Source organism: Caulobacter sp. FG121, from assembly GCF_057809815.1.
This window is the reverse complement of sequence record NZ_JBMDKR010000011.1, coordinates 54,271-81,258: the sequence shown is the minus strand read 5'-3', so window position 1 is coordinate 81,258 and position 26,988 is coordinate 54,271. Positions and strand designations below refer to the sequence as shown.

General features: G+C 66.7%; 30 protein-coding genes and 1 tRNA gene. 2 read left to right on the top strand and 29 right to left on the bottom strand.

Annotated elements, in window-relative coordinates:
• Nucleotides 1-101: 101 nt before the first annotated feature.
• The 29 genes from ACODSL_RS19430 to ACODSL_RS19290 all read right to left on the bottom strand — a co-directional run bounded on the left by ACODSL_RS19430 (nucleotide 102) and on the right by ACODSL_RS19290 (nucleotide 24,960).
• Nucleotides 102-794 (bottom strand): ABC transporter ATP-binding protein, encoded by a 693-nt coding sequence (locus tag ACODSL_RS19430; RefSeq protein ID WP_488902385.1) that lies wholly within the window; start codon nucleotides 792-794, stop codon nucleotides 102-104.
• Nucleotides 787-2,073 (bottom strand): lipoprotein-releasing ABC transporter permease subunit, encoded by a 1,287-nt coding sequence (locus ACODSL_RS19425; protein WP_488902384.1) that lies wholly within the window; start codon nucleotides 2,071-2,073, stop codon nucleotides 787-789. Before ACODSL_RS19425 ends, ACODSL_RS19430 begins: the two co-directional genes overlap by 8 nt.
• Entirely contained in the window at nucleotides 2,070-3,398 is a 1,329-nt protein-coding gene (proS, locus tag ACODSL_RS19420; protein ID WP_488902383.1) for a proline--tRNA ligase, read from the bottom strand. The genes ACODSL_RS19425 and proS overlap by 4 nt, the downstream gene beginning before the upstream one ends.
• A 291-nt stretch (nucleotides 3,399-3,689) precedes the next feature.
• The gene (locus tag ACODSL_RS19415; protein WP_488902382.1) at nucleotides 3,690-3,947 is read right to left on the bottom strand and encodes a DUF1467 family protein; all 258 of its coding nucleotides are present in this window, start codon (nucleotides 3,945-3,947) and stop codon (nucleotides 3,690-3,692) included.
• Nucleotides 3,944-4,366 (bottom strand): methylmalonyl-CoA epimerase, encoded by a 423-nt coding sequence (gene mce / locus ACODSL_RS19410; protein WP_488902381.1) that lies wholly within the window; start codon nucleotides 4,364-4,366, stop codon nucleotides 3,944-3,946. Before mce ends, ACODSL_RS19415 begins: the two co-directional genes overlap by 4 nt.
• 141 nt (nucleotides 4,367-4,507) lie before the next feature.
• Nucleotides 4,508-6,187 carry a ribonuclease J gene (locus tag ACODSL_RS19405; RefSeq protein WP_488902380.1) on the bottom strand — a complete coding sequence of 560 codons (1,680 nt, stop codon included), beginning with the start codon at nucleotides 6,185-6,187 and terminating at the stop codon, nucleotides 4,508-4,510.
• On the bottom strand, nucleotides 6,187-6,969 hold the full coding sequence (locus ACODSL_RS19400) for a type III pantothenate kinase (protein WP_488902379.1): 783 nt from the start codon (nucleotides 6,967-6,969) through the stop codon (nucleotides 6,187-6,189). The genes ACODSL_RS19405 and ACODSL_RS19400 overlap by 1 nt, the downstream gene beginning before the upstream one ends.
• Entirely contained in the window at nucleotides 6,970-7,707 is a 738-nt protein-coding gene (locus tag ACODSL_RS19395; protein ID WP_488902378.1) for a biotin--[acetyl-CoA-carboxylase] ligase, read from the bottom strand.
• A gap of 1 nt (nucleotide 7,708) precedes the next feature.
• A complete protein-coding gene (gene nuoN, locus ACODSL_RS19390; RefSeq protein WP_488902377.1) occupies nucleotides 7,709-9,130 on the bottom strand; it encodes an NADH-quinone oxidoreductase subunit NuoN in 1,422 nt (473 codons plus the stop codon).
• A gap of 7 nt (nucleotides 9,131-9,137) precedes the next feature.
• A complete protein-coding gene (locus ACODSL_RS19385; protein WP_488902376.1) occupies nucleotides 9,138-10,622 on the bottom strand; it encodes an NADH-quinone oxidoreductase subunit M in 1,485 nt (494 codons plus the stop codon).
• 3 nt (nucleotides 10,623-10,625) lie between these two features.
• Nucleotides 10,626-12,680, bottom strand: a complete 2,055-nt coding sequence (gene nuoL / locus ACODSL_RS19380; RefSeq protein WP_488902375.1) for an NADH-quinone oxidoreductase subunit L — start codon at nucleotides 12,678-12,680, stop codon at nucleotides 10,626-10,628.
• Between the two features lie 4 nt (nucleotides 12,681-12,684).
• Nucleotides 12,685-12,990 carry an NADH-quinone oxidoreductase subunit NuoK gene (nuoK, locus tag ACODSL_RS19375; RefSeq protein ID WP_488902374.1) on the bottom strand — a complete coding sequence of 102 codons (306 nt, stop codon included), beginning with the start codon at nucleotides 12,988-12,990 and terminating at the stop codon, nucleotides 12,685-12,687.
• Nucleotides 12,987-13,607 carry an NADH-quinone oxidoreductase subunit J gene (locus ACODSL_RS19370; protein ID WP_488902373.1) on the bottom strand — a complete coding sequence of 207 codons (621 nt, stop codon included), beginning with the start codon at nucleotides 13,605-13,607 and terminating at the stop codon, nucleotides 12,987-12,989. Before ACODSL_RS19370 ends, nuoK begins: the two co-directional genes overlap by 4 nt.
• On the bottom strand, nucleotides 13,604-14,095 hold the full coding sequence (gene nuoI / locus ACODSL_RS19365; RefSeq protein WP_488902412.1) for an NADH-quinone oxidoreductase subunit NuoI: 492 nt from the start codon (nucleotides 14,093-14,095) through the stop codon (nucleotides 13,604-13,606). Before nuoI ends, ACODSL_RS19370 begins: the two co-directional genes overlap by 4 nt.
• Nucleotides 14,095-14,331, bottom strand: a complete 237-nt coding sequence (locus ACODSL_RS19360) for a hypothetical protein (RefSeq protein WP_488902372.1) — start codon at nucleotides 14,329-14,331, stop codon at nucleotides 14,095-14,097. The genes nuoI and ACODSL_RS19360 overlap by 1 nt, the downstream gene beginning before the upstream one ends.
• Entirely contained in the window at nucleotides 14,331-15,398 is a 1,068-nt protein-coding gene (gene nuoH, locus ACODSL_RS19355) for an NADH-quinone oxidoreductase subunit NuoH (protein WP_488902371.1), read from the bottom strand. Before nuoH ends, ACODSL_RS19360 begins: the two co-directional genes overlap by 1 nt.
• Nucleotides 15,399-15,402: 4 nt before the next feature.
• The gene (gene nuoG / locus ACODSL_RS19350; protein WP_488902370.1) at nucleotides 15,403-17,463 is read right to left on the bottom strand and encodes an NADH-quinone oxidoreductase subunit NuoG; all 2,061 of its coding nucleotides are present in this window, start codon (nucleotides 17,461-17,463) and stop codon (nucleotides 15,403-15,405) included.
• A 90-nt stretch (nucleotides 17,464-17,553) separates the two neighbouring features.
• Nucleotides 17,554-18,324, bottom strand: coding sequence for an N-acyl homoserine lactonase family protein (locus ACODSL_RS19345; protein WP_488902369.1), 771 nt, complete (start codon nucleotides 18,322-18,324; stop codon nucleotides 17,554-17,556).
• Nucleotides 18,321-18,887 (bottom strand): hypothetical protein, encoded by a 567-nt coding sequence (locus ACODSL_RS19340; RefSeq protein ID WP_488902368.1) that lies wholly within the window; start codon nucleotides 18,885-18,887, stop codon nucleotides 18,321-18,323. Before ACODSL_RS19340 ends, ACODSL_RS19345 begins: the two co-directional genes overlap by 4 nt.
• 4 nt (nucleotides 18,888-18,891) lie before the next feature.
• Complete coding sequence (locus tag ACODSL_RS19335) at nucleotides 18,892-19,206, bottom strand: hypothetical protein (protein ID WP_488902367.1); 315 nt, start codon at nucleotides 19,204-19,206, stop codon at nucleotides 18,892-18,894.
• A gap of 4 nt (nucleotides 19,207-19,210) precedes the next feature.
• Nucleotides 19,211-20,530 carry an NADH-quinone oxidoreductase subunit NuoF gene (gene nuoF / locus ACODSL_RS19330; RefSeq protein ID WP_488902366.1) on the bottom strand — a complete coding sequence of 440 codons (1,320 nt, stop codon included), beginning with the start codon at nucleotides 20,528-20,530 and terminating at the stop codon, nucleotides 19,211-19,213.
• A gap of 6 nt (nucleotides 20,531-20,536) precedes the next feature.
• Complete coding sequence (locus ACODSL_RS19325) at nucleotides 20,537-20,800, bottom strand: hypothetical protein (protein WP_488902365.1); 264 nt, start codon at nucleotides 20,798-20,800, stop codon at nucleotides 20,537-20,539.
• The gene (gene nuoE / locus ACODSL_RS19320) at nucleotides 20,800-21,483 is read right to left on the bottom strand and encodes an NADH-quinone oxidoreductase subunit NuoE (RefSeq protein WP_488902364.1); all 684 of its coding nucleotides are present in this window, start codon (nucleotides 21,481-21,483) and stop codon (nucleotides 20,800-20,802) included. Before nuoE ends, ACODSL_RS19325 begins: the two co-directional genes overlap by 1 nt.
• A gap of 3 nt (nucleotides 21,484-21,486) precedes the next feature.
• Entirely contained in the window at nucleotides 21,487-21,822 is a 336-nt protein-coding gene (locus ACODSL_RS19315) for a nuclear transport factor 2 family protein (RefSeq protein WP_488902363.1), read from the bottom strand.
• Nucleotides 21,819-23,030 (bottom strand): NADH-quinone oxidoreductase subunit D, encoded by a 1,212-nt coding sequence (locus tag ACODSL_RS19310; RefSeq protein ID WP_488902362.1) that lies wholly within the window; start codon nucleotides 23,028-23,030, stop codon nucleotides 21,819-21,821. The genes ACODSL_RS19315 and ACODSL_RS19310 overlap by 4 nt, the downstream gene beginning before the upstream one ends.
• The gene (locus ACODSL_RS19305) at nucleotides 23,023-23,421 is read right to left on the bottom strand and encodes a hypothetical protein (protein WP_488902361.1); all 399 of its coding nucleotides are present in this window, start codon (nucleotides 23,419-23,421) and stop codon (nucleotides 23,023-23,025) included. The genes ACODSL_RS19310 and ACODSL_RS19305 overlap by 8 nt, the downstream gene beginning before the upstream one ends.
• A 2-nt stretch (nucleotides 23,422-23,423) precedes the next feature.
• The gene (locus ACODSL_RS19300) at nucleotides 23,424-24,023 is read right to left on the bottom strand and encodes an NADH-quinone oxidoreductase subunit C (RefSeq protein WP_488902360.1); all 600 of its coding nucleotides are present in this window, start codon (nucleotides 24,021-24,023) and stop codon (nucleotides 23,424-23,426) included.
• Nucleotides 24,020-24,613: a NuoB/complex I 20 kDa subunit family protein gene (locus ACODSL_RS19295; protein ID WP_488902359.1), complete on the bottom strand. Its 594-nt coding sequence runs from the start codon at nucleotides 24,611-24,613 to the stop codon at nucleotides 24,020-24,022. The genes ACODSL_RS19300 and ACODSL_RS19295 overlap by 4 nt, the downstream gene beginning before the upstream one ends.
• The gene (locus ACODSL_RS19290; RefSeq protein ID WP_488902358.1) at nucleotides 24,583-24,960 is read right to left on the bottom strand and encodes an NADH-quinone oxidoreductase subunit A; all 378 of its coding nucleotides are present in this window, start codon (nucleotides 24,958-24,960) and stop codon (nucleotides 24,583-24,585) included. The genes ACODSL_RS19295 and ACODSL_RS19290 overlap by 31 nt, the downstream gene beginning before the upstream one ends.
• A gap of 263 nt (nucleotides 24,961-25,223) precedes the next feature.
• Between ACODSL_RS19290 and ACODSL_RS19285 the strand changes: the two genes are divergently transcribed.
• Complete coding sequence (locus ACODSL_RS19285) at nucleotides 25,224-26,756, top strand: AbgT family transporter (RefSeq protein ID WP_488902357.1); 1,533 nt, start codon at nucleotides 25,224-25,226, stop codon at nucleotides 26,754-26,756.
• Nucleotides 26,757-26,818: 62 nt separating this feature from the next.
• Nucleotides 26,819-26,895 (top strand) — tRNA-Asp (locus ACODSL_RS19280).
• Nucleotides 26,896-26,988: the final 93 nt, after the last annotated feature.

Here is a 26,988-nt window from a genome sequence, read left to right as displayed (position 1 = left end):
CCGGGCGAAAGCAAGGCGCTGACGCGGCTGTGATCGTCCGTGCAACGACGGTGAGGGTCGCCGAGGCGCCCGGCCTCCGCCCGCCCGGGCGGATCGGCGCCCTAGAATCCCGGCGCCCGTTCTTCGAGATGACCGTCCTTGAGGGCGAAAACCCGGTCCATGTAGCGGGCCAGCTCCATGTTGTGGGTGGCGATCAGCGCCGCCACGCCGGTGTCCCGCGCAAGGTCGAACAGCGCCTGGAACACCGAGGCCGCCGTGTCGGGATCGAGGTTGCCGGTCGGCTCGTCGGCCAGGAGAAGCCGGGGCTCGTTGGTCAGGGCCCGGGCGATCGCCACGCGCTGCTGCTCGCCGCCGGACAGTTGCCCCGGCTGGTGGTGCAGCCGTTCGGCCAGGCCCAGCCGCGTCAGCAGCGCTTCGGCGCGCGCGCCGGCGACAGGGCGTGGCTGCCCCGCGATCATTGCCGGCATGGCCACGTTCTCGATGGCCGAGAACTCGGGCAGCAGGTGATGGAACTGGTAGACGAAGCCGATCGTACCGAGCCGCATCCGGGTGCGCGGCCGATCGCCCAGCTTCGTGCAATCCTGGCCGACAACCGTGACCGTGCCGCCATCTGGCCGCTCGAGCAGGCCGGCGGCGTGCAGCAGGGACGACTTGCCCGAACCGGACGGGCCGATCAGCCCGACGATCTCGCCCGGCATGACGTCCAGGTTCACGCCCTTGAGCACCGGCAACTGGCCGGCGTCGGTGACGTAGGTGCGGGTCACGCCGCGCAGGGACAGGACGGGCTCACTCATAACGCAGGGCCTCGACCGGATCGATGCGCGACGCCCGCCAGGCCGGCGGCAGGGTGGCGATGAAGCTCATGAACAGCGACCAGCCGGTAATGAGGGCGACCTCGGACCACTCCACCTTGGCCGGGACATGGGTCAGGAAATAGACGTCGGCGTTGAACACGTTCGCGCCGGTGACCCACTCCACGGCCTTCTGCACCGCTTCGATGTTGACGCAGACCAGCACCCCCAGCAGCAGCCCGGCCGCGGTGCCCGCCACGCCGATGGCGGCGCCGGACATGAAGAAGATCCGCAGGATCGCGCCCTGCCCTGCCCCCATGGTGCGCAGGATGCCGATGTCGCGCCCCTTGTTCTTCACCAGCATGATCAGGCCCGAGATGATGTTCATCGCGGCGATGGCCACGATCAGCATCAGGATCAGCCGCATCGCCGCCCGCTCGACTTGCAGCGCCTCGAAGAAGCTCTGGTTCTTCTGGGTCCAGTCGGTGACGATCGCGCCCGGCCCCGCCGCGCCGGCCAGCAGCGGCTTGATCGTGTTGATCGCGTCCGGGTCGTCCAGCATGACCTCGATGGCGTCGACCGTGTCGTCGCGCCCGAAGAACAGCTGGGCCTGCTGCAGCGGCATATAGATGAAGGCCTGGTCGTATTCGCTCATGCCCACCGAGAAGGTGCCGCCGACCGTGTAGTCCTTCTGCGTCACGCTGGTGCCGAAAGCGGTCGTCGAGCCGGTCGGGGAGATCAGCGCGACGGAGTCACCCGGCGCGACGCCGAGGCTGGCCGCCAGCCGGTCGCCCAGCAGGATCAGCTCCCCGCCGTATTCTCCCTGGCCGAAGCCGTCACGGGATCCGGCCTTGATGTTCTTCGCCACGATGGTGGTGGCGGCGAGGTCCGCCGGCGTCACGCCCCGGACGATCGCGCCGGCGATCTGGGCAGGGCCGAGCGCCATGGCCTGGCCCTCGACGACCGGGATGACCTGTTTGACACCGGGAACGGCGCGCAGGCGTGCGACGACCGCGTCGCGGTCCGCGCTGCCCAGCGGCGCGCCGGTGACATAGGCGTGACCGTTGAAGCCGAGGATCCGGTCGAGCAGTTCGGTCCGGAAGCCGTTCATCACGCTCATCACCGTGATCAGCGCGAATACCGCGAGGGTGATGCCGATGAAGGAGATGATCGAGATCAGGCCAACGCCGCCGTGCTTGCGCCGGGCGCGGAGGTAGCGGCCGGCGACGGCCCGCTCCCACACGCCGAACGGCGCCGACACGGTTCCGGCAGGCTTGGTCACGCGGCGGCCTTCGCCGTCAGACGGGCCAGCGCCTCGGCCAGCGGCGCTGTGGTGCGCTCGCCGGTGGCGCGGTTCTTCAGCTCGACATTGCCCTCGGCCAGGCCCTTGGGGCCGATGATCAGCTGCCAGGGCAGGCCGATCAGGTCGGCCTTGGCGAACTTGCCGCCCGGACGCTCGCCGGTGTCGTCATAGAGGGCCGTCTTGCCGGCCGCGTGGATCGCCGCATAGGCCTGCTCGCAGGCCGCGTCGCAGGCTTCGTCGCCGACCCGCAGGTTGATCACGGCCACGTCGAAGGGCGCGACGCTTTCCGGCCAGATGATGCCGCCCTCGTCGTGGCTGGCCTCGATGATCGCGCCGAGCAGGCGCGAGACGCCGACGCCGTAGCTGCCCATGTGCACGGTGTGCTCCTGGCTGTCCGGGCCGGTGACGCTGGCCTTCATTGGCAAGGAGTACTTCTGGCCGAAGTAGAAAATATGGCCGACTTCGATCCCGCGCGCCGACAGCTGGTCGTCGGCCGGAACGGCGGCGAAGGCCGCCTCGTCGTGCATCTCTTCGGTCGCCGCATAGAGAGCCGTGCGCTGATCGACCAGCGGCTGCAGGTCGCCGAACCAGTCAACGTCGGGACCGGGCGCCCCCATCTCGACGAGATCCTTGTGGCAGAAGACCTGGCTCTCGCCGGTGTCGGCCAGCACGATGAACTCGTGAGACAGATCGCCGCCGATCGGACCGGTGTCGGCCTTCATCGGCACGGCCTTGAGGCCCATACGGGCGAACAGGTTCAGATAGGCGATGAACATGCGGTTGTAGGCCGCGCGGGCGTCGGCTTCGTTCAGGTCGAAGCTGTAGGCGTCCTTCATCAGGAACTCGCGCCCACGCATCACGCCGAAGCGCGGACGGCGCTCGTCGCGGAACTTCCACTGGATGTTGTAGAGGTTCAGCGGCAGGTCCTTGTAGCTCTTCACATAGGCCCGGAAGATGTCGGTCACGACCTCCTCGGCGGTGGGCCCGTAGAGCAGGTCGCGCTTGTGGCGGTCGGTGATGCGCAGCATCTCGTCGCCGTAGGCGTCATAGCGGCCGCTCTCGCGCCACAGGTCGGCCAGCTGGATCGTCGGCATCAGCAGCTCGACGGCGCCGGCGCGGTCCATCTCCTCGCGGACGATCTGCTCGACCTTCTTCAGCACCCGCAGCCCGAGCGGCAGCCAGGCGTAGATGCCGGCCGCCTCCTGCCGGATCATGCCGGCGCGCAGCATGAGCTGGTGAGAGACGATCTGGGCGTCAGACGGCGCCTCTTTGAGCACAGGCAGGAAATAGCGCGACAGGCGCATGGGAACCCCTTGAATATCCGGGGCTGACTTAGCCTCTGCCCCCCCGCGTTGGCAACGCGCCGGACGAAAAGAAGGCCGCCGGGAGAGCCGGCGGCCTTGCAAGTCGTCGTCGGGGAAAAACGCCACGGAGCAAGACCGGCGAACCGGATTGCCATGAGCCGAACCTAGCGCTGGATCGCTTTGCGGGCAGTGTTCACCCGTGCGGAACGCCCCACAGACCGACAATCGCCCAACTTTTGGGCGCGTCGGCCCGTCACGTGCGCGCGGCGCCGAAACCGTGGGCGATTCTGCTCAGGCGGCCGGGAAGGACGGCAGCGTGACGAGGTGGAGCTTCAGGACCAGCCAGAGCACGCCCCACAGCACCGCCGAAATCCAGGTGGTGGTGATGAACTTGCGCTTCAGGTCGGGGTTGACCGGCGCGCCGGGATCCCCGCCGTCCTTCACCACGATGCCGGATTCCGCATAGGTCTTCGTGCCGAGCGGCAGGATGGCGAACAGCGCCGTCCACCAGATGGTCAGGTAGATGGCGACTCCGGTGAACAGGCTCATGCGTGGTGATCCTCTTTGGGGGTTTCCATCAGCTCGACGAGCATGCCCCCCATGTCCTTGGGATGCACGAAAATGATCAGGGTGCCGTGGGCGCCGATGCGCGGTTCGCCGAGCACGGTCGCGCCCTTGGCCACCAGGGCGTCGCGCGCTTCGTAGATGTTCTCGACCTCGAAGCAGATGTGGTGCTGGCCGCCCTTGGGGTTCTTGGCCAGGAACCCGTGGATCGGGCTCTTCTCGCCATAGGGCTCGATCAGCTCGATCTGACTGTTCGGCAGATTGACGAAACAGACCCACACGCCCTGCTCCGGCATGGCCCACTTGTCCGTGAACGACGTCGCGCCCAGCAGGTCGCGGTACATCTTCAGCGACTCGTCGATGGAGGGCGTGGCGACCCCGACGTGGTTGAGTTTGCCGATCATGAATCTGTCCTCGGTGCGTGGTTCGAGACGCGCTCTCCGAGCGCTCCTCACCATGACGATAGCTGTGCGAACCCCTGTATCGTCATCCTGAGGAGGCCGCGCAAGCGGCCGTCTCGAAGGACGCTGGGTGAATCTGCAGTCCTAGATCCGCAGCACCGTCGTCTCCACGACCGGCTTGCGGTCCCAGACGCGGAAGGCGGCCTTCTTGACGGCGCGGGAGATCGCCGTCTCGACGACCTCGTCGTGGTCGCGTTCCTCGGCCGGCAGGCGCTTGACCGCCTGTTCGGCTTCCTCGGCAAGGCTGTCGAGGGTGTCTTCCAGCGGGTTCTCGCGGTCGCCGGGCAGGCCCAGCGCCAGCACCTGCGGCCCCGAGACGATGCGACCCTTGCCGTCGAGCGCGATGGACACGATCAGCACGCCATTGTGCGCGGCGTGGCGACGTTCCCGCAGGGCGTCGCCGTTCTCGGGCGTCATGACCCCACCGTCGACGTACAGGCGCCCGGCGGTGACTTCATCGATGATCGCGGCGCGACCGGGCGCGAGGCGGACCATGTCGCCGTTGCGCGGCGCGACGGTCTGGCCGACCTGCAGATCGGTGGCGAAGGCGGCGTGTTCCAGCAGATGGCGGCGCTCGCCATGGGTCGGCACCGCGATCTGCGGCCGGGCCCAGGCGTACATCCGCGCCAGCTCTCCCCGGCAGGGGTGGCCGGAAACGTGGATGCCAGGATGGTCGCGTTCGGTGTAGAGCCGCACGCCCCGATCAGCGAGACCGTTCTGCAGGTTGCGGATCGGGATCTCGTTGCCCGGGATCACGCGCGAGGAAAAGATCGCATGGTCACCCTTGCCCAGCTTCACATGCGGGTGGTCACCGTGGGCGATGCGCGACAGGGCCGCCCGAACCTCGCCCTGGCTGCCGGTGCAGAGGTAGAGGATCTTGTCGTCCGGGAAGTGCTTGGCTTCCTTGTCGTTGATGAAGTCGGGCACGCCCTTGAGCAGCCCGACCGACTTGGCCGCCGCCGTCATGCGGTGCATCGAACGGCCGGCGAGGCAGACGCGGCGGTCGGCGGCCTGGGCCGCGCGGATCACGCTGTCCATGCGCGCGACGTTCGACGCGAAACAGGCCACCGCGACCTTGCCCTTGAGCGGCTTGATCAGCTCGGCCAGGGCCGTGCGGACATCGGCCTCGGACCCGGCCTCCCCTTCTACGAAGACGTTGGTGCTGTCGCAGACCATGGCCAACACGCCCTCGTCGCCGAGACGGCGAATGGCGTCCTCATCGGTCACACCGCCGAGCAACGGGTCGGGATCGATCTTCCAGTCGCCTGTGTGCAGCACGATGCCCAGCGGCGTGCGGATCGCCAGGCCATTGGGCTCGGGAATCGAGTGGGTCAGGGTGATCAGCTCGAGATCGAACGGGCCGAGCGAGAAGGATCCGCTCAGCGGCACCTCGGTAATGTCGACCTCGTCGAGGATCCCGGCGTCGCGAAGCTTTTCGCGCAGCAGGAAGGCCGTGAACGGCGTGGCGAACACCGGCGCCTTGAGCCTCGGCCACAGCCAGGCGACCGCGCCGATATGGTCCTCATGGGCATGGGTCAGCACGATGCCCAGGATGTCCTTGGCGATGCTCTCGGCAAACTCCGGATCGGGCAGGATGACCTCGACGCCGGGCGTCGTCTGGTCGCCGAAGGTGATCCCCAGGTCGACGACGATCCACTTGCGGGCATTCGGGGGACCGAAGCCGTAGAGGTTGAAATTCATGCCGATCTCGTTCGACCCGCCGAGCGGCAGGAAGACGAGCTCATCACTCTTCGAGGCGGGCATCAGGCGGACTTGGCGACGTTGCGGCGGTGGATTTCAAGCAGACCCCGGATCGTCAGATCCGGGTCGAAGTGGTCGATCATGTCGGTAGCGCCTTCAAACAGGGAGACGACGCCTCCGGTAGCGACAACGGTGAGGTGTCCACCCCGTTCCGCCTTGATACGGGCGATCAGCCCCTCGATTAGTCCGATGTAGCCCCAGAACACGCCGGACTGCATGGCGGTGACGGTGTCGGTTCCGACCACACGATTGCCCTCAGGCCGCTGGATGGCAATGCGCGGGAGTTTGGCCGCCGCCTCGTGCAGCGCCTGCATGGAGAGGTTGACCCCGGGCGCGATGACGCCGCCCTCGAAACCGCCGTCGGCGGCGACAATGTCGAACGTGGTGGCCGTGCCGCTGTCGATGACGATGAGCGGACCGGGATAGACGATGTGGGCGCCGATCGCGTTGACCAGACGGTCAGCCCCGGCCTCGGAGGGCTTGTCGATACGCACCTCGACGCCCAGTTCGGCGTTCTCACCGATGATCAGCGGTTCGACCTGCAGGTAGCGCCGCGACAGGTTGCGCAGGTTGAAGATCGACTGCGGCACCACGCTGGAGATGATGCAGCCGGTCAGGCCCCTCATGCTCAGTCCATTCATCTCGAACAGCTGCGACAGCCAGACGGCGTATTCGTCGGCTGTGCGGGTGCTCTCGGTCGCCGAGCGCCACTGCGCGATCCAGGTCTCGCCGTCATGGACGGCGAACAGGGTGTTTGTGTTGCCCTGCTCGATGGCGAGAAGCATTCAGGAAGCTCCGAAGAAGACGTCGCCGGCCGTGATGCGCCGCAGCATGCCGTCTGGCAAGCGCAACCGCAGCGCGCCGTCCGGGTCGAGCCCTTCAGCCGTCCCGGTGACCGTTTCGTGGCCGAGCCGGGCGGTGCAGACCTCGCCCAGGCCATGGGCGCGGCGGGTCCAGGCCTCGGCGATCAGCGGAAAGCCGGACGTCTGCCAGACCCGCCGCCAGCGTTCGAACGCCTCGGCAAGGACAGTCAACGCTTCCAGCGGCTTTGGCGGCGGACCGGTCATGTGTTCCGCGAAGGCCGTCGCAGGGCGCTCGGGTGCCTCGGGCGGAGTCGCGAGGTTCACGCCGACGCCGACCGCGACCCACAGGCCACCAGAGGCATGCTGGCCGGATTCAACGAGGATGCCGCTGGCCTTGCGGCCATCGATCATCGGGTCGTTGGGCCATTTCAGGCTGACCTTCGAGGCCGGTACATAGGCGTCGGCCAGATCGGCCACAGCCAGAGCGGCGATGAAGCTGATCTGCGCCGCCTCGGCGGGTGGACGGTCGGTGACCAGCAGCAGGGTGGCGGCGAGGTTGCCCTGCCCCGTCTCCCAGCTGCGTCCGCGCCGGCCGCGACCGGCGGTCTGGCGAGCGGCAGTGATCCATAGAGGGCCCGCCTCGCCCGCCTCGGCCCGACGACGCGCTTCGGCGTTGGTGGAATCGACTTCCTCCAGCGCCTCGATCCGCGGAGCGGTCACGTCAGCCGAAGGCTGCGGCGGCGGCCAGGGCCAGCGGCTCCAGCCAGTGCAGGGCCACGAGGCCGACCGGGAAGGAGAACAGCGCCGCGACGACAGCGATGGTCCTGGCGGTCAGCGGCGGCGCTTCCACAGGGCCGGCCGACGGATCGAACCACATGACCTTGATCAGGCGCAGATAGTAGAACGCCGCCACCACGCTGCCGACCAGGCCGGCCACGGCCGCCCATTCGAGATGCGCGCCGATCGCCGCCTTGAACACGAAGTACTTGGCAAAGAAGCCGGTGAACGGCGGCAGTCCGAGGGCCGACAGAGCGAAGGCGGTCATGGCCAGGGCGATACCCGGCTGTTCCCTGAACAGGCCCGCCATGTCGTCGATCGTCTCCATCGGCTTGCCGTCACGCCGCAGGGCGCTGAGGCAGGCGAAGAAGCCGGTCACATCGACCAAGTAGAGAACCGTGAACATCAGCATGGCCTGCACGCCGCTCTCGCCTCCGGCAGCAAGGCCCAGCAGGGCGTAACCGATGTTGGCGATCGAACTATAGGCCCACAGGCGCTTGAGGTTGCGCTGGGCGAGACCGGCGAAGGCGCCGACGAACACCGACAACAGGGCGACCACGACGATCACCTGCTGCCACTGGCCGATCGCCTGGCCGAAGCCTTCCGACAGCACGCGGGCCAGCAGCACCATGGCGGCCATCTTCGGCGCGCCGGCAAAGAAGCCGACGACCGGCGTCGGGGCGCCTTCGTAGACGTCCGGCGTCCACATGTGGAACGGCGCGGCGGAGACCTTGAAGGCCAGGCCGCAGATCAGGAACACCAGTCCAAACAGCACGCCGGTGTGGGCATGGCCCTGCACAGAGGCGGCGATGACGTCGAAGTGGGTCGAGCCGGCGAAGCCGTAGATGAGCGAGGCGCCGTAGAGCAGCAGGCCCGACGAGAGCGCGCCGAGCACGAAGTACTTGAGGCCGGCTTCAGAGGATTTGGCGTCGTCGCGGCGGAACGCGGCCAGCACGTAGAGCGCCAGCGAGTGCAATTCGATGCCGACATAGAGCGAGATCAGGTCGCCGGCCGAGGCCATCATGCCCATGCCGAGCGCGGCCAGCAGGATCAGGATCGGGAACTCGAACTTGTCGTCACCCCGCGCGCGCAGCCAGCCGCCGCCCAGCGGGATGGCCAGGGCGCTGGCGGCATAGATGGCCACCTTGGCGAAGGTCGACAGGTTGTCGACGATCACGCCGCCGGCGAAGGCGCGGCCATGGTCTCCGGTCACGGCCGCCGCGCCGGCGATGGCCAGCACCAGCATCGCCGCGCCGTCGAACAGGGCGCCGCCCTTGCCGCGGAAAGCGCCGACCAGCAGCAGCAGCAGGGCGCCGATCGCGAGGATCAGCTCCGGCCGGACGAGATTGAGATCGGTGAGGGTCATCGGCGGCTCACCCGGCGATCGCGGCGCGCCAGGCGCCGACCAGGGCGTCGACCGACGCTCCGGTGATGTGGAACACGACGTCCGGCTGGACACCGAGATAGAGGGTCGAGACGATCAGCGGCGCGAACACCACCATCTCGCGCCAGGTCAGATCGGTGATCTGGGCCAAGGCCGGATTGGTGATTTCGCCGAAGATGACCCGGCGATAGAGGCTCAGCGCATAGACCGCCGACAGGATCACACCGGTGGCCGCGAACAGCGCCGTCCAGGTCGAGGCGCCGTAGGCGCCGGCCATGGTCAGGATTTCGCCGATGAAGCCGCTGGTGCCCGGCAGGCCGACGTTGCCCATGGTGAACAGCATGAACACCGCCGCGTAGAACGGCATGCGGTTCACCAGGCCGCCGTAGAAGGCGATCTCGCGGGTGTGCATGCGGTCATAGACCACGCCGACGCAGAGGAAGAGCGCGCCGGAGATCACCCCGTGGCTCAGCATCTGGAAGATCGCGCCCTGCTCGCCCTGCACGTTGCCGCTGAAGATGCCCATGGTCACGAAGCCCATGTGGGCGACCGACGAATAGGCGATCAGCTTCTTGATGTCGGTCTGACGGAAGGCGACCAGCGAGGTGTAGATGATGGCGATGACCGACAGGCCGAAGACCAGCGGCGTGAACAGGTGGCTGGCCTGCGGGAACATCGGGATGCTGAAGCGCAGGAAGCCGTAACCGCCCATCTTGAGCAGGATGCCCGCCAGGATCACCGAGCCTGCCGTCGGCGCCTCGACGTGGGCGTCGGGCAGCCAGGTGTGTACCGGCCAAATCGGCATCTTGACCGCGAAGCTGGCGAAGAAGGCCAGCCACAGCCAGGTCTGGATCGCCGGATCGAAGTGGTAGTGCATCAGGTCCGGGATCGAGCTGGTGCCGGAGATGCCGATCATGGCGAGGATCGCCGCCAGCATCAGGACCGAACCCAGCAGGGTGTAGAGGAAGAACTTGAAGGCCGCGTAGACCCGGTTCTTGCCGCCCCAGATGCCGATGATCAGGAACATCGGCACGAGGCCGGCCTCGAAGAACAGGTAGAACAGCACCAGGTCCAGCGCGCAGAACACGCCGATGACCAGGGTCTCGAGGATCAGGAAGGCGATCATGTACTCGAGGACGCGCTTCTCGATCGTCTTCCAGCTGGCGATGATGCACAGCGGCAGCAGGAAGGCCGTCAGGAGCACGAACAGCACCGAGATGCCGTCGATGCCCATGCGGTAGCTGAGCCCCGCGAACCACGGGATCTCTTCGAGGAACTGGAAGCCCGGGTTGGCCGGATCAAAGTCGAGCGTCAGCTTCACCGACAGGGCGAAGGTCGCCAGCGTGGTCGCCAGCGCGATCCACTTGCTGGCCGTGTCACGCGCCTCGCCCGGCTGGCCGAAGAAGCGCAGCGCCAAGATGGCGGCGACACCGGCCAGCGGCAGGAACGTAACGAGTGAAAGAAGGCCGGTCATCGGTCAGCCTCCCCGCGAGAAGGCATAGAGCGCGAAGGACAACAGACCGGCGACCCCCAGCAGCATGACAAAGGCGTAGTGGTAGACGTAGCCGGTCTGCAGCCGGCCGGTGCGCTTGCCCACCGCCAGCGAGACGGCCGACACACCGTCCGGGCCCAGACCGTCGATCAGCTTCTGGTCGCCGCCCTTCCAGAACAGGTCGCCCAGGAACCGGGCGGCCCGAACGAAGGTGGCGTCATAGAGCTCGTCGAAGAACCACTTGTTGTAGAGGAAGGACCACAGCGGGCCGCGGCGGGCCGCGATCCGCGCGCCCATGCCCTCCCTGGCGATATAGACCCACCAGGCGATGGCCAGACCGGTCATCGAGACAACGAGCGGGGCCCAGATGACCCAGGTCGGCGCGCCGTGCATCTCGTGCAGAACGTGGTTGTGCGGGCCGTTGAAGATGGCCCCGCGCCAGAACTCGACCTGCTTCTCGCCGACGAAGTTCTCGACGAAGACGTAGCCCGCGCCGAGCGCGCCGACCGCCAGCACCAGCAGCGGAACCAGCATCACCAGCGGACTCTCGTGAGGCGTATGGGCGTGGCCATGAGCGTGATCGTCGTGGCCATGATCGTCATGGGCGGCATGAGCGTCGGCGTGGTGGTCGTCATGGCCGTGCGCCGCATGCTCGCCCCACTTGGGCGTGCCGTGGAAGGTCATGAAGGCCAGACGCCAGCTGTAGAAGGCCGTCAGGCCGGCGGCCAGCAGGCTGACGATGAAGGCAAAGTTGGCGATGCCGTTGTCGCGACCCGCTGCCCAGGCCGCCTCGATGATCGTGTCCTTGGAGTAGAAGCCGGCGAAGCCCAGATCGACGCCCGGGATGCCGAAGCCGGTGATGGCCAGGGTGCCGATAGTCATGACCGCCCAGGTCACCGGCAGATATTTCCACAGGCCGCCCATCTTCCGCATGTCCTGCTCGTGGTGCATCCCGTGGATCACCGAGCCGGCGCCAAGGAACAGCAGGGCCTTGAAGAAGGCGTGCGTGAACAGGTGGAACATGGCCGCCTGGTAGGCGCCCACGCCTGCGGCGAAGAACATGTAGCCGAGCTGCGAACAGGTCGAATAGGCGATGACCCGCTTGATGTCGTTCTGGGCCAGACCGACCGTCGCCGCGAACAGCGCCGTGATGGCGCCGATCAGGGTGACGACGTTGCGCGCCACGGGGGCGTACTCGAACATCGGCGACAGCAGGCAGACCATGTAGACGCCGGCGGTGACCATGGTCGCCGCGTGGATCAGGGCCGAGACCGGCGTCGGACCTTCCATGGCGTCCGGCAGCCAGGTGTGCAGGAAGAACTGCGCCGACTTGCCCATGGCGCCGATGAACAGCAGCACGCAGGCCAGGTCGACCAGCGGCAGGGTGTGGCCGGCGAAGGTCCAGGTCTTCGAGGCGCTGTCCGCGATCATCGGGAACAGCTCGGCGAACTGGATCGTGCCGTAGGCCCAGAACACCGTCATGATGCCCAGCGCAAAGCCGAAGTCGCCGACGCGGTTGACGACGAAGGCCTTGATCGAGGCGGCGTTGGCCGTGGGCTTCTTGAACCAGAAGCCGATCAGAAGATAGGACGCCAGCCCCACCCCTTCCCAGCCGAAGAACAGCTGCATGAAGTCGGCTGCGGTGACCAGCGCCAGCATGGCGAAGGTGAACAGCGACAGGTAGGCGAAGAACCGCGGACGGCTGTCGTCCTCGGCCATGTAGCCCCAGCTGTAGAGGTGCACGAGGGCCGAGACCGTGGTCACGACCACCAGCATCACGGCGCTCAGGCCGTCGAGGCGGAACGACCAGGCGGAGTGGAAGTCACCGACATTGATGAACGGCGCCAGCGCGACAGTGACCGGTTCGAGGCCACCCCAGGTCCACTGGCTGAAGACGTACCAGCTGAGGCCGCAGGTCAGCAGCAGCAGGCCGGTGGTGATGGTCTGCGAGACGAGGTCGCCCAGGCGACGGCCGAACAGCCCTGCGATCAGGGCGCCCAGCAGCGGGGCGAAGAGAAGGACGGTGAGGAGCTGTTGCAACGGGTCAGCCCTTCATCACGGAGGCGTCGTCCACGGCGATGTCGCCGCGGTTACGGAAGAAGGTCACCAGGATGGCCAGGCCGACGGCGGCCTCGGCCGCGGCGACGGTCAGCACGAACATCGCGAAGATCTGCCCGACCACGTCGTGCAGATAGACGCTGAAGGCGACCAGGTTGATGTTCACCGCCAGCAGGATCAGCTCGATCGACATCAGGATGATGATGACGTTCTTGCGGTTCACGAAGATGCCGAAGACGCCGATCGTGAACAGGATCGCGGCGACGGTCAGGTAGTTCGTCAGACCAATCATTCGCTGATCCCCTCGCCGGGTTTGATGTCGACGATCGTCATGCCGGTGGCAGGCGTGCGCGCGTTCTGGTCGGCGATGACCTGGCGCTTGACGCCCGGCTTGTGGCGCAGGGTCAGGACGATGGCCCCGATCATCGCCACCAGCAGGACGAGGCCGGCCGCCTGGAAGAAGTAGACGTAGTCGGTATAGAGCACCCGGCCGATGGCCTCGGCGTTGGTCACACTGGTTCCTGCGGAGGCGTCAGGCCCGGTGGACGCGGAGGCGGCGCCCTGGGTCGCGACCCTGGTCGCCACGATGACCATCTCGACCGCCAGCACCCCGGCGACCAGTCCGCCGACCGGCAGATAGCGCGAGAAGCCTTCACGAAGCTGGGTGAAGTCGACGTCGAGCATCATGACGACGAACAGGAACAGCACCGCGACCGCGCCGACGTAGACGACGACCAGCAGCATGGCCAGAAACTCGGCGCCCATCAGGACGAAGAGGCCGGCGGCGCTGAAGAAGGCGGTGATCAGGAACAGCACCGAGTGCACGGGGTTGCGCGCGAAGACCACGGCGAGACCCGCCGTGATCGTCGTCGCCGCCATGATGTAGAAGGCGATCGCCTGCAGGGTCATCGGAAGGCCGCGTCCATTTCGAGGTTCTTCGCGATCTCTCGCTCCCAGCGGTCGCCGTTATCCAGCAGCCGCGCCTTGTCGTAGTAGAGCTCCTCACGGGTCTCGGTGGCGTACTCGGTGTTCGGCCCCTCGACGATGGCGTCCACCGGGCAGGCCTCCTGGCAAAGACCGCAGTAGATGCACTTGACCATGTCGATGTCGTAGCGGGTCGTACGACGGCTGCCGTCGGCGCGCGGCTCGGCCTCGATGTAGATGGCCTGGGCCGGACAGACGGCCTCGCAGAGCTTGCAGGCGATGCAGCGCTCTTCCCCTGACGGATAACGGCGCAGGGCGTGCTCGCCCCGGAAGCGCGGCGACTGCGGACCGCGCTCGTTGGGATAGATGACCGTCTTCTTGGGGGCGACCAGGTACTTCATGGCCAGCCCGAAGGCGCCCACGAAGTCCAGCATGGCCGCGCCCTTGATGGCCTGTCCGATGCGCTGCATCATCATTGGGCGGCCTTCTTGGGCTGGATTTCGCACAGGTAGTTGGACAGCAGGGACATGTCGCCGCCGGCGTTGATCGGCCGGACGACGCCCCCCGCTTCCGCGCAGTGGGCCTTGGCGCGGCGCATCTCGTCGTAGGTCACCAGGCCGCGGCCGAGCGGGTAGCTCTGGGCCTTGGCTTCGAGGCTGGCGCAGGCGCCGAGCATCAGCAGCAGGGACAGGGCGGCGACAGTGCGCATCAGAGGCCTCCCCCGTAGACGCGCCAGCCGGCCACCAGAATGACCGCCACGAGGGTCATGGGCAGGAAGACCTTCCAGCCCAGCCGCATCAGCTGGTCGTAGCGGTAGCGAGGCACGATGGCCTTGGCCATGGCGAACATGAAGAACCAGCCGATGATCTTGGCGAAGAACACCAGGAAGAAGAAGGTGCTCTGGGCCGTGGCGGGCCAGCTGTCGAGGAAGGGCGTCGGGAAGCCGGGATTCCAGCCGCCGAAGAACAGCACGCTGAGCATCGCGCACATCAGCACGATGTTGGCGTACTCGCCGATCATGAACAGCAGATAGGGCGTGGAGCTGTATTCGACCTGGTAGCCGGCCACGAGCTCGGACTCGGCCTCGGGCAGGTCGAAGGGCGGGCGGTTCGTCTCGGCCAGGGCCGAGATGTAGAACACGACCATCATCGGGATCATCACAAGAGCGATCGGCAGGTTCTTCAGGCCGCCGCCGAAGACGTTCCAGTTCCAGAACCAGCCGGCCTGCTTCGTCACCAGTTCGCTGAGGTTCATCGTCCCGGCCAGCAGGATCACGGTGATGATCACGAAGCCGATCGAGACCTCATAGGAGACCATCTGGGCCGCCGACCGCAGGGCGCCGAGGAAGGGGTACTTCGAGTTGGAGGCCCAGCCGCCCATGATGATGCCGTAGACACCCAGGGAACTGATCGCCAGCAGGTACAGGATGCCGACGTTGACGTTGGCGATCACCCAGCCGGGCGCCAGCGGGATCACCGCCCAGGCGCCGAACGCCAGCACGAAGCTGAGCAGCGGGGCCAGCAGGAACACGATCTTGTCGGCCCCGGCCGGGATGACGATTTCCTTCAGCACGAACTTCAGGAAGTCGGCGAACGACTGGAACAGGCCAAATGGCCCGACCACGTTGGGGCCCTTGCGCATCTGCACGCCGGCCCAGACCTTGCGGTCGCCCCACAGCAGGAACGCCAGGCTGAGCAGCACCCAGATCAGGACGAGCGCGATCTGGCCGACGGCCAGTCCGAACCAGAGAAGGGGGGAGACGGCTTGCTCGGGCACTCGCCTACTCCGCGGCCATCTTGACGGCGCCGGAGGCCAGGGCCGCGCATTCGGCCATGGTCACGCTGGCGCGCGCGATCGGGTTGGTCAGGTGGAAGGCCGTCACGGCGGCCGCGAACGACTCGTCGGACAGTTTGCCGGCGTCGCCGACGGCGGAAAGGTCGAACACCGTCGGGGTCGATCCCGGGGCGTAGTCGATCTGGCCGAAGGTCGGATGGTCGGCGAACAGTTTCAGGCGCAGCTGGTCGAGGCTGTCGTAGGGCAGCCTGGCGCCGACATGTTCGGAGAGTGCGCGCAGGATCGACCAGTCTTCCTTGGCCTCGCCCTTGGGGAACACCGCGCGTTCGCCCATCTGCACCCGGCCCTCGGTGTTGGCGTACAGGCCGTTCTTCTCGGTATAGGCGGCGCCCGGCAGGATGACGTCGGCCTTGTGGGCTCCACGGTCGCCGTGGCTACCCAGATAGACCGTGAAGGCGCCGGAGGCCGAGGCCTCGCATTCGTCGGCGCCCAGCAGGAACAGCAGGTCCAGCGCGCCCGGCTTGAGCATCTCGCCCGTCGCCAGACCGCCCTCGCCCGGCAGGAAGCCGAGATCGAGACCGGCGACGCGGCCGGCGGCCGCGTGCAGCACGTTCCAGCCGTTCCAGCCTTCGCGGACAATGTTGAAGCTCTTCGCGGCGCCGGCCAGCGCTTTCAGCACCGCGCCGCCGTCTGCCCGAGCCAGCGCGCCCTGACCGATGATGATGGCCGGGTTCCTGGCGGTCTTCAGGGCGGTCACGAAGTCCGACTTCGACTTGGCAAGACCTGTGATCGAGGCCGGACCAGCGCCCAGATAGTCGTAGTCGTAGGTCAGGTCGGCCTGTTGGCCGATCACGCCGAAGCGGGTCTTGCCGGTCAGCCACAGCTTGCGAAGACGGGCGTTGAACACCGGCGCCTCGAGGCGCGGGTTGGTCCCGACCAGCAGCACCACGTCGGCCTGCTCGATGCCGGCCAGTGTCGTGTTGAACAGCCAGCTCTCGCGCGGCCCGGCGCCGAGCGCGGTTCCGTCCTGGCGGCTGTCGAGGTTCTTCACGCCCAGCGCGCCGAACAGGTCCAGCGCGGCCTTCATCGACTCTGCGTCCTGCAGGTCGCCGGCGATCACGCCGATCTTCTCAGGCGCCGTCGCCTTGATCTTGCCGGCGACGGCGGCGAAGGCCTCGCCCCAGGTCGCCGGCGCGAGCTTGCCGTTCACCCGAACGTACGGCCGGTCGAGGCGTTGACGGCCAAGGCCGTCGACGGCGTAGCGACTCTTGTCGCTCAGCCACTCCTCGTTGATGTCCTCGTTGACCCGCGGCAGGGCCCGCATCACCTGGGCGCCTCGGCTGTCGATGCGCACCGCGCTGCCGAGCGCGTCCATCACGTCGACGCTCTGGGTCTTCTTCAGCTCCCAGGGCCGGTAGTTGAAGGTCCAGGGCTTGTGGGTCAGGGCGCCGACCGGGCACAGGTCGTTGACGTTGCCCGACAGCTCGCTGGTCACCGCTGCGCCCAGATAGGTCGTGATTTCAACGTCTTCGCCGCGCGAGATCAGGCCGATCTCGGGAACGCCCGCGACCTCGGTGATGAACCGCACGCAGCGGGTGCACTGGATGCAGCGCGTCATCACGGTCTTGATGAGCGGGCCCATCTCTTTCTCTTCAACCGCACGCTTGTTCTCGGCGTAACGGCTTCCGTCGCGGCCATAGCCCATGGCCTGGTCCTGCAGGTCGCACTCACCGCCCTGGTCGCAGATCGGGCAATCCAGCGGGTGGTTGATCAGCAGGAATTCCATCACGCCTTCGCGGGCCTTCTTGACCATCGGCGTGTTGGTGAAGATCTCCTGGTTCTCGGCGGCGGGCAGCGCGCAGGAGGCCTGCGGCTTGGGCGGGCCTGGCTTCACTTCAACCAGACACATGCGGCAATTGCCGGCGATCGAGAGGCGCTCGTGATAGCAGAAGCGCGGAATCTCCTCGCCCGCCAGCTCGGCCACCTGCAGGACCGTCATCCCGGGCTCGAACTCGACCTCGACGCCGTTGACCTTGGCTATGGGCATATGGGCTGCACTACCTGAGCATGGGCGCGCCGGCCCCCGTTGGAACGGGAGCCGCGTTGGTGCGCTGTCTCTATCGCTTCACGCCTCGCGTCAACCATTCGGGAGCCTCGAAACGGGGGAAAACGCCGTGGTCACGGCGCTGGTCGCCGGGATCGCGTCCAGGAAGCCCAGATCGTGGCCCGGAACGATGAAATCCCCGTCGCGCGCCATGGTCCTCAGACGTGTCAGAGTCGCGAGATAGACCTCTCGATCCTCGGGGTGCGGTTGCACGCCGAGCGGCTCCAGGGTCTCGCAGAAATAGCAGGCGTCGCCGGCCAGAACGTCATGCCCCCCTGCCCGCTTCACCCGCAACGACTGGTGGCCGCAGGTGTGGCCGGGGGTATGGAAAAGCTCGCAGCTGCCGTCGCCGAACAGGTCATGCGAGGCGCCGGTCAGGACGCGGCGATGGCCCATTTCCAGCGCCCGTCGACCGTGCGCCTTCGGATGATCGGCAAGCGACCGGTCCAGCTCCGCAGCATGAATGTAGATGTCGGCGTTCGGCAGCAGATCGGCGGCGCCCAGGTGGTCGAAGTGAGCGTGCGAGGCGACCAGCCGTTCGACCTTGCCCGGATCGACGTCGATGGCTCGCAGGCGCGAAGCCAGATCATGTCCTTTCGGCAGGCTGCAGGCGTAGTCGCCGAACAGCAGCTTGCCGTCCATATCCGGGCGCAGGCCGGTGTCGAACACGGCGTATCCACGGGTCGGGTGCGCGATCAGATAAGCCATCACCGGCACGGTGCGCGGGCCAGTCAGGTCCTCCTGAAAGACCTCAGCCGGCGCGGTGATCTCGCCGCATTGCAGGGGGTGGATGCGGACGCTCACAGCGCGTCCTTGCGGCAGGTCGGAACCGCCTGGTCGAGCGCGCCGGCGATCACCTGCCGCAGTTGGCAGGAATAGCGCTGGGTATAGGCCGGCTGGGCCTGCAGGGCGCGGATGGCCGGCGCATGGCACTGGACCCGCTCGGCGATGATGAAGGCCCAGCGCGGATCGTCCGGCGCCATCTGCAGGATCTGCTCGAAGGTCGTGAACATCATGTCGCTGTAGGCGGCGTAACGTTCCCGATAGGCGCCGCCGACCTTCGACGCCGGGTCGGGACGCTCCAGCAGGGCCTGATAGGCCTTGTCGGTATTCGGGCAGGCCAGCTCCGGATTGGAGATGGTGACCTGGATGAAGGTGGCCCAGCTCGAATAGGTCGACTCGGTCATCTGCACCTGCCGGGCGACCCGCACCTGGTCGAGCCCGACATAGACCGCCAGCACGGCCGTGCTCGCGGTGATGATGGTGGCGACCCCGCCCAGCACCGACCACAGCGCCGTCGACTTGAGCCACGTCCGCTCTTCCGCGGGCGAGGACAGTTCGATGTCGAGCTCGTGGGGCTCGGCCAAGCGCCTACTCCGCCGAGGCGGTGGGCGATTTGACCGCCGGGCTGACGCCGAAGATCGCCAGCAGCACCAGAATGATGGTGACAGCGGACCAGACGGCCTGTTGCAGGCCCGGGACCATCGCCTTGAGAAATCCGGTCGCGGTCACGGGTGCGCCACCCAGCACGAACTTGATCAGGGCCAGGGACCAGAAGATCGCAAACAGCACGGTCAGCAGGCCGGGGATGGCCAGCCAGATGCCGCGATAGCCCAGCTGCCGACCAACGACGGTCAGGGCGACAACGGGAACGAAGGCGATCACCGCCCGAATGACATAGTCCATGGCCCTACTCCGCCGCGATCAGGCTTGCCCCTTGAACGTGAGGCTTGCCGGCGCGGTAGCTGGTGATGCGGTCTTCGACTTCGTGACGGAAATGGCGGAACAGACCCTGGATCGGCCAGGCCGCCGCGTCGCCGAGGGCGCAGATGGTGTGGCCTTCGACCTGGGTCGTGACGTCGAGGAGCATGTCGATCTCCTTCATGTCCGCCTCGCCGGTGGCCATGCGCTCCATCACCCGCCACATCCAGCCCGTGCCTTCACGGCACGGCGTGCACTGGCCGCAGCTCTCGTGCTTGTAGAAATAGCTCAGCCGGGCGATGGCGCGGATCAGGTCGGTGGACTTGTCCATGACGATGACCGCCGCGGTGCCCAGGCCGGACTTGAGAGCCGACAGGGAGTCGAAGTCCATCAGCACATCCTCGGCCTCGTGGGCCGGGATCATGCGGACCGAAGAGCCGCCCGGGATGACGGCCTTGAGATTGCCCCAGCCACCCTTGATGCCGCCGCAGTGGTCTTCGATCAGCTGCTTGAACGGGATGCTCATCGCCTCTTCGACGTTGCAGGGCAGATTCACATGCCCGGAAACGCAGAACAGCTTGGTGCCGGTGTTGTTGGGGCGGCCGAAGCCTGCGAACCAGCCGGCGCCGCGACGCAGGATGGTGCCGGCGACGGCGATGCTCTCGACGTTGTTGACGGTCGTCGGGCAGCCATAGAGGCCAGCGCCGGCCGGGAACGGCGGCTTCAGGCGGGGCTGGCCCTTCTTGCCCTCGAGGCTCTCGAGCAGCGCGGTTTCCTCGCCGCAGATATAGGCCCCGCCTCCGTGGTGGACGTAGAGGTCGAAGTCCCAGCCATGGACGTTGTTCTTGCCGATCAGCTTCGCTTCATAAGCCTGCTTGATCGCCGCCTCGAGCACCTCGCGCTCGCGCACATATTCGCCGCGGATGTAGATGTAGCAGGCGTGCGCCTGCATCGCGAACGAGGCGATCAGGCAGCCCTCGATCAGCAGGTGCGGATCGTGGCGCATGATCTCCCGGTCCTTGCAGGTGCCGGGCTCGGACTCGTCGGCGTTGACGACCAGGTAGTGGGGACGCCCGTCCTTCACTTCCTTGGGCATGAACGACCACTTCAGGCCGGTGCCGAAGCCGGCGCCGCCGCGACCGCGCAGGCCGCTCTGCTTGATGTTGTCGATGATCCACGCGCCGCCGGCGTCGATCATGTCCCTGGTGCCGTTCCAGCAGCCGCGTTTCTTCGCCCCTTCGAGACCCCAGTCCTGGAGCCCGTAGAGGTTGGTGAAGATGCGGTCCTTGTCTTCGAGGATGCCGACCATGGTGCTTCAGGCTTTCGGATCGAAGGGATTGGCGCGCCGCCAGGCGGTGCGGCGCCAGATCACGTAGATGAAAAGGACCCATCCGAGGGCGATCAGGCCGTATCCGATCGCGATCAGGGTGTGGGACCAGGTGTAGATGCCCCAGGAGGGCAGGATCAGCAGAAAACCGGCCAGGATCAGGAAGAAACCGACCAGCCGCTCACGGCGATACAGCGACCGGAGCTGGTCGATGTAGGCGATCCGCTTTGCGTTCAGGTCGGCGTCATCCATCAAGCCGCCGGCTCCTTCTTCGCCTTCTTCGGCTTTTCAGGAAGGTTGGGGATCTTGATCTTCTTCCCCGCCGAGCCGTCGTAAAGCTTCGGTTCGAGCAGGGTCTGGATCTTGCCGTGCGGCTCCGAAGCCCCCCGGCCGATGCGCGAGCCGGGCTTGGGCTTCTTGCCCGCCGCGAACTCGTCAAGGATCGTCGCCAGACTCTCCGGCGTCAGGTCCTCGTAATAGTAGTCGTTGATCGCGGCCATCGGGGCGTTTGAACAGGCGCCCAGGCACTCGACCTCTTCCCAGCTGAACTTGCCGTCGGCCGAGACATGGTTCTTGGGGCCGATCTTCTCGTAGAGGACCTTCTTCAGGTCATTGGCGCCGCACAGCATGCAGGGCGTGGTGCCGCACAGCTGGACAAAGGCAACGTTTCCAACCGGTTCCAGCTGGAACATGGTGTAAAAGGTCGCCACTTCCAGCACGCGGATGACCGGCATGCCGAGCAGCTCGGCAACGGTGCGGATGGCGGGCTCGGAGACCCAGCCTTCCTGCTTCTGGATCAGCCACAGGATCGGCAACACGGCCGACTGCTTGCGCTCGGGCGGGTACTTGGCGATCCACCACTGGGCGGTCTTCAGCGTGTCCTTGCTGAAGTCGAAGCTTGCGGGCTGCTCTTTGGCGAGACGACGGACGGACATGCGTCAGGCTTTCACGAAATCAACGCGGGCGATCTTGCCGTCCGCGATGGTGTAGATGGCGGCGACCTCGAAAGCGGGGCCTTCGGGGCCGCGCGAAACGCGTTCGTGGTCGATGACGGTGTTGCCGATGGCGATCCGCGCGACGAGCTCCGCCCGGTTCTGCGGAAACTGGGCGAACACGCCCTTGTAGCGGTCCCGGTAGGCCTCGATGCCCTGCAGGTTCTGCTCACCGTTCAGGTCGTAGACCGCGATGTCATCGGCAAAACAGGCGCAATGAGCGTTCAGATCCTGGACGTTGTAGGCGTCGAGCTGGGCCTGGGCGACTTCGGCAGGTGTCACCGGTCGATCTCCCCGAACACGATGTCGAGGCTGCCGAGGATGGCGCTGACGTCGGCCAGCATGTGGCCCCGGTTTAGGAAGTCCATCGCCGCCAGATGCGGGAAGCCCGGCGCGCGGATCTTGCAGCGGTAGGGCTTGTTGGTGCCGTCGCTGACGAGGAAAACGCCGAACTCGCCCTTGGGGGCCTCGACGCAGGCGTAAACCTCGCCTTCCGGCGTGCGGAAGCCTTCGGTGTAGAGCTTGAAGTGATGGATCAGCGCTTCCATCGACGCCTTCATCTCGGCGCGGCGCGGCGGCGAAACCTTGTTGTCGAGCGTCATCACCGGGCCCGGCGTCCCGCGCAGCATGGCGCAGGCCTGGCGGATGATCTTCGTCGACTCGCGCATCTCCTGCATGCGGCAGAGGTAGCGGTCGTAGCAGTCGCCGTTGACGCCCAGCGGGATGTCGAACTCGAACTCGCTGTAGCCCTCATAGGGCTGGTTGCGGCGCAGGTCCCAGGCGATGCCAGAACCGCGCACCATCACGCCGGAGAAGCCCCAAGCGATGGCGTCTTCCTTCTTCACCACGCCGATGTCGACGTTGCGCTGCTTGAAGATGCGGTTGCCAGTGATCAGCGTCTCGATGTCGTCGCAGACCTTCGGGAAGGCGACAGCCCAGCGGTCGATGTCCTCGATCAGCGCCTCGGGCAGGTCCTGGTGGACGCCGCCGGGACGGAAGTAGTTGCTGTGCAGGCGAGCGCCGCAGGCGCGCTCGTAGAAGATCATCAGCTTCTCGCGCTCCTCGAAGCCCCAGAGCGGCGGCGTCAAGGCGCCGACGTCCATGGCCTGGGTCGTCACGTTCAGCAGATGGTTCAGGATCCGGCCGATCTCGCTGTAGAGCACGCGAATGATCGAGCCGCGTTTCGGCACGTCCACGTCCAGCAGCTTCTCGATGGCCAGACAGAAGGCATGCTCCTGGTTCATCGGCGCGACGTAGTCGAGGCGGTCGAAGTACGGGATGTTCTGGAGGTAGGTGCGGGCCTCCATCAGCTTCTCGGTGCCGCGGTGCAGCAGTCCGACGTGCGGGTCGACCCGCTCCACAACCTCGCCGTCCAGCTCCAGCACCAGCCGCAGCACGCCGTGCGCGGCCGGGTGTTGCGGGCCGAAGTTGATGTTGAACTTGCGGACCGGTGTTTCCGGGATCGCCGGGACGGTCGAAACGTCAGTCATCGTTCTCACCAATCCCACGCGCGCCCATGCGCCAGGACACGAACAGGCCGGCCAGAAGCAGCAGCAGGCCCAGAAGGAAAATGAAGGTGAACACGCCGGTCAGGCTGTCGGTGTTGACCGCGCCGGACAGGCTTATCGCCAGCAGCACCGCCGCGCCGCCCAGCAAGGCGCTGCGGAATTCCATCAGCGTCATGCGTCGCAGGCTGAAGCCGAGCGCCAGGGTGACGACCGCGACCATGATCGACACGCCGGTCGTCTCGGTATTGGCCATCTTCGGCGCGTCGGTGAACCAGTTGGTCAGCCTGGCTCCGACGGTCATCAGGAAGGCCGTCGAGAAGGTCACCAGAAAGAAGGCGACCGCCCCCCGGATCGGTGCGGGCTTGTCGGCCATGGCTATTTGACCGCCTTTTCATCGCCCGGCAGGGCGTAGGTCGCGCCTTCCCAGGGAGACAGGAAATCGAACTGGCGGAACTCGGCGATCTTGACCGGCTCGTAGACCACCCGCTTCAGCTCGTCGTCGTAGCGGACCTCGACATAGCCGGTCATCGGGAAGTCTTTCCGCAGCGGGTGGCCGTGGAAACCGTAGTCGGTCAGCAGCCGGCGCAGGTCCGGGTGATCGCTGAAGAAAATGCCGTACATGTCGAACGCCTCGCGCTCGAACCAGTTGGCCGCCGGGAACTCGCCGGCGACGCTGGGGACGGGCGTGTCCTCGTCGGTCTGCACCTTCAACCGGATGCGGTGGTTCTTCACCAGACTGAGCAGGTGATAGACCACGTCGAACCGCAGCGGCCGTTCCGGGTAGTCGACGCCGCAAAGGTCCACCAGCTGGTGGAAGCGGTAGTCGGGGTGGTCGCGCAGGAAGGTCAGCGCCTCCAGCACGCGGCCGGCGGGACCGGTGACGGTCAGCTCGCCGAAGGCCACGTCGAAGGTGGTGATCGCGCCGGCGCTGTTGGCGACGATGCCCTGGCCGAGCGCCTCGAGGTCCGTGCTCATCGCTCGATGGTCCCCGTGCGGCGGATCTTCTTCTGCAGCTGCAGCACGCCGTAGACCAGCGCCTCGGCGGTCGGCGGGCAGCCCGGGACATAGATGTCCACCGGCACCACGCGATCGCAGCCGCGCACGACGCTGTAGCTGTAATAGTAATAGCCGCCGCCGTTCGCGCAGCTGCCCATGCTGATGACGTAGCGGGGCTCCGGCATCTGGTCGTAGACCTTGCGCAGGGCCGGAGCCATCTTGTTGGTCAGGGTGCCGGCGACGATCATCACGTCGCTCTGACGCGGGCTGGCGCGTGGCGCGAAACCGTAGCGCTCGAGGTCATAGCGCGGCATCGAGGCCTGCATCATCTCGACCGCGCAGCAGGCGAGCCCGAAGGTCATCCACATCAGCGAGCCGGTGCGCGCCCAGGTGATCAGGTCGTCGGCGGCGGCCGTGACAAAGCCCTTGTCGGCCAGCTGCTGCGAGACGCCGTCGAAGTACGGGTCGTGGACCTTGGGGTCATAGCCCTCGACGACCGAGCGGCCGGCGGAGAGCGCCGGGACGCCGGCGGGAACGATCACTCCCATTCCAGGGCTCCCTTTTTCCACTCGTAGACAAAGCCGACGGTCAGCACGCCGAGGAAACCCATCATCGACCAGAAGGCGAAGATGCTCTGGTCATGCGGCAGCTTCATCAGCGTCACGGCCCACGGAAACAGGAAGGCCACTTCGAGGTCGAAGATGATGAACAGGATCGAGACCAGGTAGAACCGGACGTCGAACTTCATCCGCGCGTCATCGAAGGCGTTGAATCCGCATTCGTAGGCGGAGAGCTTTTCAGTGTCCGGCGCGCTCGGCGCGAACACGGCGGCGGCGAGGATGAAGGCCACGCCGAGCGCCGCCGCGATCCCCAGCAGGATCACGATCGGCAGGTACTGGAGGAGAAAGGCGTCCATGGGCTTCCCGGTAAGGAGTCGCGGCCCTTCTAGCCCAAGGCCGTGAGGGGTTCAAACGGACTATTGCGTGGTTCGACGCCTGCCCGCCGCGCTGCTCACCAGGACGTCGACAATTGCACCTCATCCTGGGTAACCGCGACGCAACAAGGCCAAGGTCGCGCCATCGGGGCGAACCACCCTGCGTGGCCCTTGCGATACGTGAGGCCCCATGCTGACTTCCCTTCAGCCCGTTCGATTCAGGGTGCCGCCGGGGGGTGTCTGCCGTGTCCAAACGTCCACTCGGAATCCGGATTCTCGATGCCGTCGAACGGCTCGGCGACCGGTTGCCGGATCCGGTGTTCATCTTCCTCTGGCTGATCGGCGGCGTGATCGTCGCCAGCGTGATCTGCGCGGCGCTGGGCGTCAGCGCCACAAACCCTGTCACGCATGAGGTTCTGGTCGCCAAGAGTCTGCTCTCCGCGGAAAACATCCGGTCCCTGCTGACGGAAATGGCCAAGACCTTCACAGGCTTCGCGCCCCTGGGCCTGGTGCTGCTGGTCATGCTGGGCGCGGGGGTCGCCGAGCGGGTCGGTCTGCTGACGGCGGCCATCGAGGCGCTGGTCAGGGCCAGCCCGAAGGCCCTGCTGACGCCGATGGTGCTGCTGATCGGGCTCCTTTCAAACCACGCGGCTGATTCGGGGATCGTCGTCCTGCCGCCGCTGGCCGCGGTGGTGTTCGCCGCCGCTGGCCGCAACCCTATCGCGGGCCTGGCCTGCGCCTATGCCGCCGCCATAGCCTCGTTCGCCGGCAATCCCCTGCCCGGCCAGTTCGACGCCCTGATTCTCGGCTTCACCGAGCCGGCCGCCCGGCTGCTCGACCCGCACTGGACGGCAAATCTCGCCGGAGACTGGTACTTCACCGCCACCGGCGGGCTGGTGTTCATCCTCGTCGGCTGGTGGATCACGGACCGGATCGTCGAGCCGCGCCTGGGCGTCTGGAGCCCGGCGGCCGTCGCCACGCCGGACGAGAGCGCTCCGCCGCCCGCCGCTCCGCGCGGCGCGCTCCTGTGGTCTGGCCTGGCGGCGCTGGCGGTCATTCTGCTCTGGGCGACGCTGGCGCTGGCGCCGGGCGCGCCGCTGCAGGACATGACCGCCGAAGGTCCCGCCCGCTGGACGCCGTTCTTCCGTTCGCTGGTCGCCGGCTTCTTCCTGCTGTTCCTGCTCAGCGGCTGTGTCTACGGCTTCAGGACCGGCCTGATCCGCAGGGACAGCGACGTGGTCCGCTACATGGGCGAGTCGATCGCGGCGATGGCGCCCTACATCGTGCTGGCCTTCGTCGCCTCGCACTTCATCGCCATGTTCAACTGGTCGAACCTCGGGGCCATCTCCGCCATCGGCGGAGCAGACGCGCTCAAGTCCGCCGGCCTGCCGCTGGCGCTGATCCTGATGGGGGTGACGATTCTCGGCGCCGGGCTGGACATGTTCATCGCCTCGGCGTCCGCCAAGTGGGCGGCGCTCGGGCCGGTGCTGGTGCCGATGCTCATGCTGCTGGGCGTCAGCCCGTGGATGACAACCGCCGCCTATCGGATGGGCGATTCGAGCCTCGTCATCATGTCGCCGATGAACCCCTATTTTATTCTGGTGCTGGGATTTGCCCAGCGCTGGCGGCCGGGCCTTGGCGTGGGGGGCCTGCTGTCGACCCTCCTCCCCTACGCTATCGCCTTCTTCGTCGCGGGCCTCGCGATTACGGGGATCTGGGGCGCGCTCGGCCTCGCCACCGGACCGGCGGCTCCGTTTCACTATCTGATCCCGTCCTGACCGGTTGACAGGTCCAAGGGACGCACCTATCAGACGCCCCTCGCCGCGAGGCGGGCATCTATGCGGATGTAGCTCAGTTGGTTAGAGCGCCGGCCTGTCACGCCGGAGGTCGCGGGTTCGAGTCCCGTCATTCGCGCCATTTCCCTCCGAAATTGCCATCCCGCACGCCCGCGCCCGCGGCTCTGTCATCTATGGACCAACGACGAAGCGGGGCCGATCCTTGCCGGCTAAC